Source organism: Permianibacter fluminis, assembly GCF_013179735.1.
Lineage (GTDB): Bacteria > Pseudomonadota > Gammaproteobacteria > Enterobacterales > Permianibacteraceae > Permianibacter > Permianibacter fluminis.
This window is the reverse complement of record NZ_JABMEG010000001.1, coordinates 2,560,464-2,572,684: the sequence shown is the minus strand read 5'-3', so window position 1 is coordinate 2,572,684 and position 12,221 is coordinate 2,560,464. Positions and strand designations below refer to the sequence as shown.

The 12,221-nt window shown below is 58.9% G+C and carries 10 protein-coding genes; 2 read left to right on the top strand and 8 right to left on the bottom strand.

Features of this window, described 5'->3' with window-relative positions; all coding sequences use genetic code 11:
• Window positions 1-146: 146 nt before the first annotated feature.
• The 4 genes from HPT27_RS11155 to HPT27_RS11140 all read right to left on the bottom strand — a co-directional run bounded on the left by HPT27_RS11155 (window position 147) and on the right by HPT27_RS11140 (window position 4,950).
• Window positions 147-1,796 (bottom strand): NAD(P)/FAD-dependent oxidoreductase, encoded by a 1,650-nt coding sequence (locus HPT27_RS11155; protein ID WP_172243150.1) that lies wholly within the window; start codon window positions 1,794-1,796, stop codon window positions 147-149.
• A gap of 881 nt (window positions 1,797-2,677) precedes the next feature.
• The gene (locus HPT27_RS11150) at window positions 2,678-3,154 is read right to left on the bottom strand and encodes a VOC family protein (protein ID WP_172243147.1); all 477 of its coding nucleotides are present in this window, start codon (window positions 3,152-3,154) and stop codon (window positions 2,678-2,680) included.
• Between the two features lie 118 nt (window positions 3,155-3,272).
• Window positions 3,273-3,770: a GNAT family N-acetyltransferase gene (locus tag HPT27_RS11145; protein ID WP_172243144.1), complete on the bottom strand. Its 498-nt coding sequence runs from the start codon at window positions 3,768-3,770 to the stop codon at window positions 3,273-3,275.
• A 133-nt stretch (window positions 3,771-3,903) separates the two neighbouring features.
• The gene (locus HPT27_RS11140; RefSeq protein WP_172243142.1) at window positions 3,904-4,950 is read right to left on the bottom strand and encodes an MBL fold metallo-hydrolase; all 1,047 of its coding nucleotides are present in this window, start codon (window positions 4,948-4,950) and stop codon (window positions 3,904-3,906) included.
• A 209-nt stretch (window positions 4,951-5,159) separates the two neighbouring features.
• On the opposite strand from HPT27_RS11140, the gene HPT27_RS11135 reads away from it, so the two are divergent.
• Window positions 5,160-6,488, top strand: coding sequence for a S41 family peptidase (locus HPT27_RS11135; protein WP_172243139.1), 1,329 nt, complete (start codon window positions 5,160-5,162; stop codon window positions 6,486-6,488).
• Between the two features lie 53 nt (window positions 6,489-6,541).
• On the top strand, window positions 6,542-7,174 hold the full coding sequence (locus tag HPT27_RS11130) for a DUF4386 family protein (RefSeq protein ID WP_172243136.1): 633 nt from the start codon (window positions 6,542-6,544) through the stop codon (window positions 7,172-7,174).
• A 36-nt stretch (window positions 7,175-7,210) separates the two neighbouring features.
• On the opposite strand, the gene HPT27_RS11125 is transcribed toward HPT27_RS11130, so the two are convergent.
• The 4 genes from HPT27_RS11125 to HPT27_RS11110 form a co-directional block, all read right to left on the bottom strand.
• Window positions 7,211-7,696 carry a DUF3465 domain-containing protein gene (locus tag HPT27_RS11125; protein WP_172243132.1) on the bottom strand — a complete coding sequence of 162 codons (486 nt, stop codon included), beginning with the start codon at window positions 7,694-7,696 and terminating at the stop codon, window positions 7,211-7,213.
• A gap of 111 nt (window positions 7,697-7,807) precedes the next feature.
• Entirely contained in the window at window positions 7,808-8,986 is a 1,179-nt protein-coding gene (gene iadA, locus HPT27_RS11120) for a beta-aspartyl-peptidase (protein WP_172243129.1), read from the bottom strand.
• Window positions 8,987-9,003: 17 nt separating this feature from the next.
• Window positions 9,004-10,455: a putative basic amino acid antiporter YfcC gene (yfcC, locus tag HPT27_RS11115; RefSeq protein ID WP_172243126.1), complete on the bottom strand. Its 1,452-nt coding sequence runs from the start codon at window positions 10,453-10,455 to the stop codon at window positions 9,004-9,006.
• Window positions 10,452-12,203 carry a cyanophycinase gene (locus tag HPT27_RS11110; protein ID WP_172243123.1) on the bottom strand — a complete coding sequence of 584 codons (1,752 nt, stop codon included), beginning with the start codon at window positions 12,201-12,203 and terminating at the stop codon, window positions 10,452-10,454. Before HPT27_RS11110 ends, yfcC begins: the two co-directional genes overlap by 4 nt.
• Window positions 12,204-12,221 lie beyond the last annotated feature (18 nt).

Genomic DNA, 12,221 nt, shown 5'->3' with positions numbered 1-12,221 from the left:
ATGTTTGATCCCCTCTCCCTTGACGGGAGAGGGCCAGGGAGAGGGTGAAACCAGCTACAGCAACTGCAGCGACAGCACCCCACGCCATACCACCCCACACAGCGACTGCATCAAACAGCAAACCTCTGCGTCACGCTCGAATGCCATCAATCATCCATCTCGCCGAGCATTTCTTCATCATGCAAGGGCATCGGATGCTGGCCGGTCAAACTGAGCGCCAAGGCCTCGGCCACTTTGATGCCATCAACACCCGCCGACAGAATACCGCCCGCGTAACCGGCGCCCTCGCCGGCTGGATACAAACCTTTGGTATTCAAGCTCTGGTAATCCGGGCCGCGGGTGATACGCAGCGGCGATGAGGTGCGCGTCTCGACGCCGGTCAGCACCGCATCATGCATCGCATAACCGCGGATCTGGCGGTTGAACGCCGGCAGCGCTTCGCGCATCGCCTGAATCGCGTAATCCGGTAGTGCCGACGACAAATCGGTCAGATGCACCGCCGGTTTGTATGAGGGCAACACCTCGCCAAACTGCGTCGAGGCTTTGCCTTCCAGAAAGTCGCCGACCAGCTGTCCGGGTGCTTCATACGTGCTGCCACCCAGCACAAACGCGCGCGATTCCAACTCGCGCTGAAACGCAACACCGGCCAGCGGGCCACCCGGATAATCGGCCGGCGTGATGCCGACCACCATGCCGGCATTGGCATTGCGTTCGTTACGCGAATACTGGCTCATGCCGTTGGTGACCACGCGGTTCTCTTCTGACGTCGCCGCGACCACGGTACCGCCAGGACACATGCAAAAGCTGTAAACCGCGCGGCCATTGCTGGCGTGATGCACCAGTTTGTAATCGGCCGCACCGAGCAACGGGTGACCGGCAAATTTGCCGAACCGCGCCCTGTCGATGATCGATTGCGGATGCTCGATGCGAAAACCAATCGAGAACGGCTTGGCCTCCATGTACACGCCGCGATGATGCAGCATCTCGAAGGTGTCGCGCGCACTGTGACCGAGCGCGAGCACCACGTGATCGGTGCGGATCTGCTCGCCGCTCGCCAGCGTCACGCCACGGACCTGAGCGTCCTCGATCTGGATATCGGTGACCCGCTGCTGAAACCGGATCTCGCCACCAAGCTGCACAATGTTCGCCCGCATGGTTTCGACCATGCCGACCAAACGGAACGTGCCGATATGCGGCCGGCTCAAGTACAGGATTTCTTCCGGCGCTCCGGCTTTGACAAACTCCTGCATCACCTTGCGGCCGTAGAATTTCGGGTCCTTGATCTGGCTATACAGCTTGCCATCGGAAAACGTGCCGGCACCGCCCTCACCAAACTGCACGTTCGATTCCGGGTTCAGGATTTTCTTGCGCCACAGGCCCCAAGTGTCCTTGGTGCGCTCACGCACCTCCTTGCCCCGCTCCAGCACAATCGGCCGCAGGCCCATTTGGGCCAGAATCAGCGCAGCAAAGATCCCGCAGGGGCCAAAGCCAATCACCACAGGCCGGTGCGGCGTCAGCGCCGGCGCCTGGGTGACAAACTTGTAACTCATGTCTGGCGCCGGCCGGACATGGCTGTCCTTGGCAAAGCGGTTCAGCACCGCTGCCTCGTTCTTCAGGCTGAGATCGACGATGTAGATCAGCATCAACGCGTCCTTGCGGCGCGCATCGTGGCTGCGTTTGAAAACGGTAAAATCCAGCAGATCGTCCTTGCCCAGCTTCAACCGTTCCTTGATGGCAACCGGCAAGGCCTCCGGGGCATGGTCGATGGGCAAACGAAGTTCAGATAGTCGGAGCATGGCGATGGCTCAATGACAACCCAAGGCTCGCGGTCCGCACCACGCAGGACAGGCCGCCAAGGGCATGGAGGCAATTATAGTGGTTTGCGGGATGCTGCGGGGCACTAGATTGGAGCGCCACACCGTTGTGGGAGCGGGCTTGCCCACGACGGATATTCATGAGTAAGCTCAGGGCAATCAAGTGTACGATTACGCAATACTAAATCGCCACTACAGCGCCACAGACATAACCATACCTGCAGGTGCAAATAATCTAACGCTGGCTCTAACCGGATAAAATGGTAGTGTCACCAAGCAATTCGATTGACTAGCGATAGCAAACAAATGGGTTTAAGACATGAGAATCTTGGGTGCGGTCATTACGATAGCCGTTTTGAGCGGCTGTTTCTTGCGCGATACCGAGCCTTGCCTTCTTACCCCAGATCCAACTAGCGATGAATATGAATTTAATTTTCCGCGAGAGATAATCGAACTCTCCGGAGAATTGAAATTAAGCGTCGAAAAAAAGCAGACGCTAAGAATAGGACTGTTGAACGACTATCTAAAGAGTCTAGCTGGAGGCGAGACGTGCGCAGTTAAACGGCTGCGAGATTACGAGGGAGGAGCCATTTCCGCCGTGATTACATGCATCACACCTCCTCCACTAACCGTTATGGAAAATTCATTTACCGAGAAGAGGACACCGTGGTATCGAGCTTGTCTGACTCCGAAAAAGTGAGCATCGTAGGGCGGAACACCCGAAGGGTTTTCCGCCGAATGTAACCTCGAAGGATTTACCGCACTCGGCTAGACCTCGTAGGTACGATTAGCGAAGCGCAATCGTACGAATGCTAAATTTTGCGACGCAGACTTTGCCCATCGTCTGCGCCGCCAACATCTCACTAAGCCGTACCCTGGTCCGCCGACCGCCTTGCCAGCTCCTCCGGCGACACATCCTCGATATGGGTCGCGATAAACCAGTTGTGGCCGAACGGGTCGGTGATGATGCCGCTACGGTCGCCGTAGAACTGGTCGGCAATCGGCCGCACCAGCGTGGCGCCGGCCTTGACCGCGCCATTGATCACCGCGTCCACGTCCTCCACGTACAGCATCAGACTCATGGGCGAGCCGCCGTAATGCTTGGGGCCGAAAGCGTGAATGTCCGGATGCTCGTCGGCAAGCATCAGCACGGAATCACCGATGCGGATCTCGGCGTGAGCAATTTTGCCGTTGGGTGCTGGCATGCGCAGCAATTCGCTGGCGCCGAGTGCGGTCCGGTAAAAGTGAATAGCCGCGGCAGCGTCATTGACAATCAGGTAGGGAGTAATTGCGTGGTAGCCATCGGGAATGGGCTTGACGGATTTCTGGCTTTTGTTCATATCGGCCGCTCCTTGCGGGTTGCTGGCGGCACGTCCCACTACGCCGCCTGATGTTACGAAAACAGCATTCGTTTGCTGATACAAGCGACATCCGTCGCTCGTTCGCAAGGCGCCATTGTCACGAGTGTTCCGTTAGACGCTGCATCGCATCGCGGTCCAGCCGGTATATCTGCAATTCCTCACGCACGGAAGCGTGAATCCGGCCATAGAACGCATTGGCCTGTTCATTCCAGCGCAAAGACCACCATTCCAATCGGGCACAATCCCGGCGCAGCGCTTCCGCAGCCAACCAGGCAAACACCTGCTTGCCAAGGCCCCTGCCCTGCATGGCTGGTTCCAGATAGACATCGTCCAGATGCAGGCCGGCTTTTCCGGTGGTGGTGGAAAAGGTTTGGTAAAACACGGCAAACCCGACCGGTCGCTGCTCACACTCGACTATCACCGCTTCGGCCAGTTGTTCGGCACCAAATAACCGGCGCTGCAAATCCACTTCGGTGACGACCACCGGCCCGGGAAAGTCTTCTGCCAGCGCCAATTGCTGTATGAAATGCAGCAGCAGCGGGACATCAGCAGGCTGGGCTGCACGAATCAGTGCGGAATGATGTCCAGAAGGCATTCAGGGTCCTTGAGTTGCACCAGTCAACGCGGGCACCTATTGAAGTGGGCAGTATCGATACAAGCGGCATGGCTGATGCCGCCGCACTTCTTCACTAGCTACGTGGTAAGACACTGTAGCCATCGCCATTGCCCTATTTCACCGGCGCAGCAGCTTCCTGATACGCGGCCGCAATGCCGGAACTCTTCACATACATATTGAAGATTATCTTCAGCAAGATCGAGTCGCCAACAAAGGGTTGTCGCAGCGCTGACAAATCGACGCTCTTTGCCGCTTGTTCCAGCGTTTCGCCGCGCGCCTTGGCGGCCTTGACCTGGGCCGTCAGCCCGTCCAGCAGCACAATCATCTGCCGCAGGTAGTGGTCATCGTGAAACACCGGGCCATGTCCGGGCACGATGGATGTTGCCGGCAGCGCCGACAACTTCTTCAAGGTCTCGGCATAGGCCGCAGGATACGAGGTCGAGCCAACCAGCGGAATCGGCCAGACCAGCAAATCGCCAGCAATCAGAATTTTTTCGTTGGGCAGCCAGACCACCAGATCGGAACGGGTATGCGCCGCGCCAAGAAAACGAATGTCAATCCGGCGCTGACCGCGCTGCAACACCAGCTCCGAGTCCAATGCAATATCAGGCTCGATAATTGGCAACGCACCCGCCTCTTTCAGATAGCGTTCGACCAGAAAGATATCGCTTTCGTGGCTGATGCGCTCTTCTTCGGTCAGCGGAGTGCCAGCCAAGCCAACTTTGCTGCGAATGGCTTCGCGCAAACTGGCAACGCCATCGGCACCACTCTCCAGCAAACTCTTGCGGTTGCTTGCGCCCGTGGTGGTCAAATCGTCATGGGTCTGTACATGGCCGATGAACTCGACGCCCGGATACGCGTCGCGCCAGACACTGTTACCGAGAATATGGTCTTCATGCCAGTGGGTATTGATGACGTAACGCACCGGCTTGTTGGTCAATTTGCGCAAGGCCGCCAGCACTTCCTTGCTGGAATCCGGGCTGATATTGCTGTCGACCACAATCACATCGGCCTCATTGATGATGAAGACGTTGTTGGCGTCAAACATCAGACCCGCCGGTTCGGTTCGCTCGGTTGCGTAAATGCCATCAGCGAGTTGGTGCAGCGTAAAGCCGGCAGCAAAGCTGGCTTTCGCCAGCACGCACAGAAACAAGATCATGACGCAGCGCCACATGGAGGTATCCCCTGATCCCATGAATCGTGGCGGAAGGCTAGTTCGCCAACCGGCGCGAAAACAAGGCACTATTCCCGCCATTCACATTTCGCGACAAATTGCATGGCTCGCACATACCGACGAACGCTAGCGTATGGACCACATCCGCCGGGGTGGCGCTTCACCCAGGCAATATGACGAAGCGAGAAGGCAAGATGGCGATCACTCAGCGTTGCATCACGCTCTGCTTTGCGGCAGCGTTGCTCGGCAATGCCGGTTATATCCATGTCTGTTATGGCGATGAATTTACTGCCGACATCGAAACCGTACGCAAGCTGCTGCAACAGGATGCCGCCTTTACCGTCACCGAGCGCGAACAAGCCTACGCCGTGCTGGAGCCGCTGAGCAAACGCGCCAGCGACATCAGCACCGCCGCATTCCAGCTTGAAGTCAGTCGAATTTTTGCTCTGGCCCACAACGGTCACACCATGCTGGTGGCGGGACTGTGGCCCAGTCAATTCAACCGGATACCCGTGCGCACCCACGTCTTCGCCGACGGGCTTTTCATCATTGATGCGGATGAGCCGACCCTAATCGGCGAAAAAATTCTGGCCATCGACGACCATCCGGTGGACGAATTGCGGCAAGCCTTTGCGCAGTACTGGGGCGCCGTACCCGGCAAGCGTGACGACTGGCTCGGCTATTGGCTGGAATCCGCCGAACTGCTGCACGCCGCCGGCCTTGCCGAAAAGCCTGACGTACTGACCCTGCGTGTGCAGAACAGCAAGGGCAAAATCAGTGAAGTCTCCCTGCCGGCGACGGTGCAGCCGCCAGCACATGGCCGCTATACCTTCTTCAGCCACTCGCGACTGGTCGAACTGCTGCCAGCCAATCTGTCGCCACGCATCCCGACGCCGCTTTATCTCGCCGAACCAGACAAGCTGTTTCGCTACGCATCACTACCGGATCTGAACGCCTTTTACCTGCAGTTACGTTACAACACCCACGCAGCGGGTCAGCGCCTCGACAGCAGTTTTATTGACGCCGTGCTGGCTGCAATTGCGGCACAAAAACCGCAACACATCATTGTCGATCTGCGGCTCAACAGCGGCGGTGACCTGAACAACACCCGCGCGCTGATGCAGACCTTGCCGACCATGCTGCCACCGAACGGAAAAATTTTCGCCATCACCTCCGGCCGCACCTTTTCGGCCGGCATCGCCAGCCTCGGCTATCTGAAGCAAGCGGGTGGTGATCGCGTGGTGATTGTTGGCGAACCGATTGGCGATGCACTCGAATACTGGGCGGAAGGTAATCTGGTGGAGTTGCCGGTATCGAAAGCGGAGGTGCTGATTGCGACCGAGCGGCATAACTATGTCACTGGCTGTCCGGAAGACGATTGTCACGGTTCGATCCTCAAGCATCCGATTCGGGTGCAATCGCTGGCGCCGGATATCAGTGCACCACTGCGTTACCAGGATTACCAACACGGAATTGACCCGGCGCTGCGTGCGATTGCGGCGGCGCTGAAAACGACGCTGTAAGCAATCGACATTTCCGACAGGAATCACACCAACACAGAAAAGGGAGAACCATCATGGAACGACTAGTGAAAGCCGGCGCCTGCGCAGCATTGGCGCAAGCACTGCTCTACCTCATCAGCTTTGCCGTGCTCGCCGCCTTTCAGCCCGGCGACACGACCGGCTGGACGGCGGCACAAAAGCTCAGCTACACGCTGGAGCACGGTGGCCTAACCCAATTCTGGGCGCTGCTTTACTACGCCTCTGGCATCGCGCTGGTCGTACTCACCGCAGGTCTGCACCAGCGTTTGCACAGCAGCGCGCCGGTGCTGATGCCCCTCACCACACCGTTTGGCTATATCTGGGCCGGTTTTGTCATGGCGAGCGGCATGGTCAGTCAAATCGGATTTGCTGCCGTTGCCCGACTGCATGGCGAAAGCGCCGATCAGGCGCTGACGGTCTGGACCACGGTCAAAGTCGTGCAGGATGCACTCGGTGGTGGCGTCGAATTGCTTGGCGGTGTCTGGGTGCTGCTGCTCAGCGTGGTGCTGCTTCGCAATGCCGCCCGCGCACTGGCGGCGTTCGGTGTCATCGTTGGCGTTGCTGGCGTGCTCACCGTTATCCCTTCACTCGATATGATGAAAGCGGTGTTCGGGTTGACACAGATTGTCTGGTTTATCTGGGTGGGTTTCTGGATGCTGCGGCGATGAACGCCGCGGCAGACTGAAGCAACAAGTCGCCAGCGCTTATTGATAGCGCTGGCCACGATGCTCCAGCCAACCATCGGGATGGCGGCCAGCGGGATCGTGATGCGTCCAGTGGATCACGCCGCCTTTGTCGTTCCATTCGTACTCGCCGTAAAAGCTGACGGTATCGCCTTCGGCCAGATCGTTCAGCCGCGGCGCCAGCTCGATATTGTGCGCGACCAGCAGGGTTAATCCGGTCGAGGTACGCAACAGAAAGCGCTGATGCGGGCTGCCTTGCGTATCGTCGCGCAGCAGCTTCACCACCCGACCGCTGCCCGCCAGCTGCAGATTGCTCTGGCGACTGGCAAACGCTTGCGACAATTCGTCGGATGCTGACTGGTCTGCCTCACGGTCCGGCTGCTGTTCGCCCGGCAATGTGGCGGTCGATGCAGCGGCCGACGTTGCGGCCGGTTCCGGCAGATCGTTTCCAGACTTCAGCCAATAGGCAACGGCGAGAAACAGCACCAACAGCAGTACACGCTTCATCACCGACCTTCCATTTCGCGGAGTAGGTATTCAGCTTGCCAGATCAGCGGGGTGCGATGCCAGCCACCACATACGGAAGTCAACATCTGCGGTGCTTTGAAGAGCCGAGACTCAGATAAACAGCGAGGTGCGCGTTACCGGTAGCGACAGCTCCGGTTCGGCGTAGAGCCAGCGGCCGCCCGCCATGACCGCGCGAATGCGCAGGCTGTCACGATCCAGCAGCAACAGATCGGCATCACTGCCGACCCGCAGCTGACCTTTTCGCGGCAGCTTCAGAATTGCGGCCGGGTTGCAGGTGATGACGCGTAGCGCAGTCTCCAGCGCAATGCCTTCGAGCTTGACTGCATCCACCACCTCCTCGAACAGGCTGGCAATTCTCCCCTCGCCCAGACCAATGAAGGCATTGCGCTCGTCAAACAGCGGCAGTGAAGCATTGGCGTCGGACGAGAACGTAATGTTATTGACGTCAACGCTGTTCTCCAGCGCCAGCTTCAGTGCCCGCGAGCATTTGATTTCACCGCTGGCAAGTTCCTGCGCGGTGGTGCTGGTGGTGAAATCGATATAGCCGCCCTGTTGGACAAAGCCAAAGCCTTGTTCGAGCAAACGCTGATTGCGATTCATGTGCGTGGGATAGAACTGGCTGATAGGAATATCGCTCTCGGCGACCACCTGCTCCAGCAACGCAACACCTGCCGACGCTGCGCCCACATGGACGCTGACAATGCCGGCCTTGCCGGCGAGCATGCCACCCACGCGCGCCTGCGAAGCCAGCTTCTTGATTTCATCGGGACTCGGCTGCGACGAACGGTGATCGGCAATGGCTACCTCGCCGACGCCGATGAACTTGTCGATGAGCACCAAGTCTTCCATGACATCACGCATCAAGGTCCGGGCCGGAATTTGATACGAACCGGTGTGGCAAAAGCAGGTCAATCCTTCTTCATCCAGTGCGCGCGCTTTGGCCAGCAGATTGCTCAGCGTGCGCGTCACCGCGTCCGTGCCGAGCACGCCGACCAACGTGGTCACACCGGCACGGATGGCATCATCAACCCGCAGCTCCGAGGTGCGGCTGCGAAAACCGCCTTCACCACCACCGCCGATAATATGCGCCAACGAATCGACAAAGCCGGGCACGACAAGGCAATCCGGTGCGTCGACAACCTGTACCGCGCTACCGTGAATATCGATACCGGCAGCCATTGCAGCAATGCTGCCGCCACTGATCAGGACATCCACCTTGCCGAGAGCAGCCGGGGCGTAGCACTCCATGTTCTTCAGTTGGGTAATCATCAGAATGCTCGATCCCGTCAAAAGCCGGTCCAGACCGCGATGGCCATGGTGCTCATGCTGATCACCGTCAGCAAAATCCACAGCGGCCACATGGCGCGCAGCCAGGCAAGAAACTCGACTCCGGCAATCGCCAAAGTCCCCATCAATGCCGGCGAGGTTGGATAAAAAAGATGGGCAAGACCATCGCCCAACTGGAATGCCAATACCGCCACCTGCCGCGAAACATTCACCAAATCGGCCAACGGCGCCATCAGCGGCATGGTTAACGCGGCTTGACCCGAACCGGAGGTAACAAAGAAATTGAAGCCGCTTTGGAAGACCAACATCGCCTGCGCCGAGAACATGGTGCCGTGCCCGGAAATGGCTTCACCGGCATGATGCAGCAGCGTATTGATAACAGTGGGTTTGTCCGGGCTGGCACCGCCCAGCATCAGGATGATGCCTTGGGCAACACCGACCACCAACGCGGCCGGCAGCAATTGACTGGCGCCATCCTTGAATGCCGCGACGTAATCATTGACGCCAGCGCGATTGAGTTTGAACACGCTGCCAATGGTCAGCGCAATGATTGCAATCACGAAGAACTGGGTCGCGAGTTCGCGCAGGTAATAGCCCTTGACGATGACGCCCCAGATAATCCACACCATGCCGACAAAGAGCGTCAGAACCACCAGCAGATGACCGCGACTGAAAGCATGCTCCAGCGCACCGACCAGCGGCTGCTCGGTTGCCGATTTGCGCAGCCGCTCGGCCCGCCACATGAACCAGGTGATATAGATCAGCGTGAACGCGACCCACATGGTCAAGCGAAAGCCGGCGCCAGACAGCGGCGGCAATCCGGCAATGCTCTGCGCGATCGCCACCGAAAACGGATTCATCCACGAGGTGGCAAACCCGACTTGGGTGGCGCCATAGGTCAGCAAGACGCCGGTGATGGCGTCATAGCCCAGCATGCGCACCAGCGGCACCAAAAACATGGCGAACGCCATGGCCTCCTCGCTCATGCCAAAAACCGCACCACCCAGCGAGAACAGCACGGCCATCACCGGCAGCAAAAGTCGTGCGCGGTGCTGCATGCGACCGATCAGCAACTTCAAAGCTTCATCGATGGCGCCAGTGCGAATCAGCACACCAAAGCTGCCACCAACGATCAGGATGAACACGATGACGCCGATCGCCGAGCCATTGCGTGAGCCCGACGTCATGCCGTCAAAAAAAGCGCTGAGCAATCCGGTGTTTTCGCCGTCAACAAATAGCGCGACCGGTTGCGGCTCGCCGCCGTTGGCGGTGCGAAAGCTTTCGGCTTGCAGCAACTGACGACCGGTCGCCGGATCGAGCGTGGTATCAAACTGGCCGCGCGGCAGAACAAAAGTCAGCAATGCCGAAATCAGCAAAACGGAAAAAACAATCAGCAGGGTGTCCGGCATGCGCCATTTGCTGGCATCCGGTGTGTGTGCAGAACCCGTCATGGTGTCGCCTCGGAAATTGCAGTGCGTGAGGCGGCAGATTGTTGCACATGGAGGCGCAGCGGCAAGCCCGCGTAATGCCAACGGCCGTCCGCGCGCTGGCAACCTGCGACGGCGCCATCTGACGGCAATCGCTGCCATTGCTGGACGGCATCCGTGACATAGGTTTCCGGCTCCGGCATGAGGTTCTGGTCGAGGACACTGCTGTCGAGGACATTGTTGTCGAGGACGGCACTGGAAGCATTTGGCGATGCCTCGGCCGGGCAGTTGAGCTGCACAGACTGCAGGCCGTCGTGCCAGCTGGCGGTATCGCCGGCCAGCAAGCGGGTCGTAACAAAACCGGCCGCCGTCCAATCGGATTCACCCTGCCGAACCGTCGCCTGACGGGTATCAATCAGCCAGACGCCGCCGGCACCGAGCACCGACAGCCGCGCCGAGCCATCGGGCTGGATGAAGGCGCGCAGCACCGTGGCTTCATCTACACCGAAGCCAAAATGGCTGTGGCTGTCGAGCAACAAACGCAGCAAGCGCCCTTCCCGATTGCGCTCACGAAAATGGGTATCGGATACGCCCAGCGTGAACGAGCCGAGCCCACCGAGCGCGCGATAGGTCAGCTGATCGGCGGCGACCGAGGTCGTGCAAGTCTTGTGCAAATCACAAGCTGGCGCATTCGGCTCCGTCGCCAGCGCACCATGTTGCAGCGCGTGCCGGGTCTGGCCGCCGCTGATCATCGGCAGCGTGAACGTCGCGTTGCCGGATTGCACGGCATTGCCAGCGCTGGAGCCCGACACCGGCACACCGGCGTTGATCCGCTCCAGCAAGCGTTTGCCCACGGCGGTGAATTGACCGTACGGCTCTTGAAGGCTGCGCATGGTCAGGGACTGATCGCCGCCGTTGATGAAAATACCGTCGGCGCTGTCAATCAGCTCCAGCAGGCGCTCCGGCCGTTCGCAATACGGCTTCTGATAGGCCGCCAATTCGGGATAGCGCGCGGCCCGATCAAAGGCGCCGTTCGAGACAAAGCGGTTGCTGTTGAGTGCTCGGCAATCGCGGGTGCGCGGCAATGCCGGCTCAATGGGCAACCACACAGCTTCAGCCCCGGCTTGCTCAAACAACGACAAGTAGTAATCGACATATTCATACGGATTGTTGGACGATGCCGTGATCAACAAGACACGGGGCCGGTCTTTCGGTGGGCGACTTGCTGACGCACGGGTTCCTGGCGATTTACGCGCCGGGTTGCTGGCCGCGGCAGCAACAAACTCACGAAACATCTGCTGGACATAGCGTTCACTGCCATCGAGATAAACCAGCGATTTGCGGGTCTTGCCGGATTTGTCGACGGGACGGACTTCGAAAACATCATCGTAGAGTTGCAGCAGATCTTCTGACAGGTTCAGTGGCTCGAGCCGTTTATGCCAAACCGCTTCGCTCAGCAGCTGGCCTTGCACCGGGCCCGCCGTGGTCGCGAGCAAAGCCAGATCCGCCGCTTTCTGACCGGCGCTGCCAAACCATTGCGAAAAGTCCTGCAGCCGCTGCAAGCCTGTTGCCGAATAGCGAAACTCTTTGCTGCGTACCGCGCCGGTGCGATTGAAAAATGCCTCGGCGTCAGCTTTCGCCTCGGCGCGGCAAAGCTCCGGCTCAATACTGGAACACAGCGGTTCACCGCCGCCGATCAGCCAGACTTGCTTCTCGGCGGCTACACAAACGCTGCCACACAGGGCGACGGCAAGAATTACCGGTTTCAACATCAGAAACGTTTCCGGAAA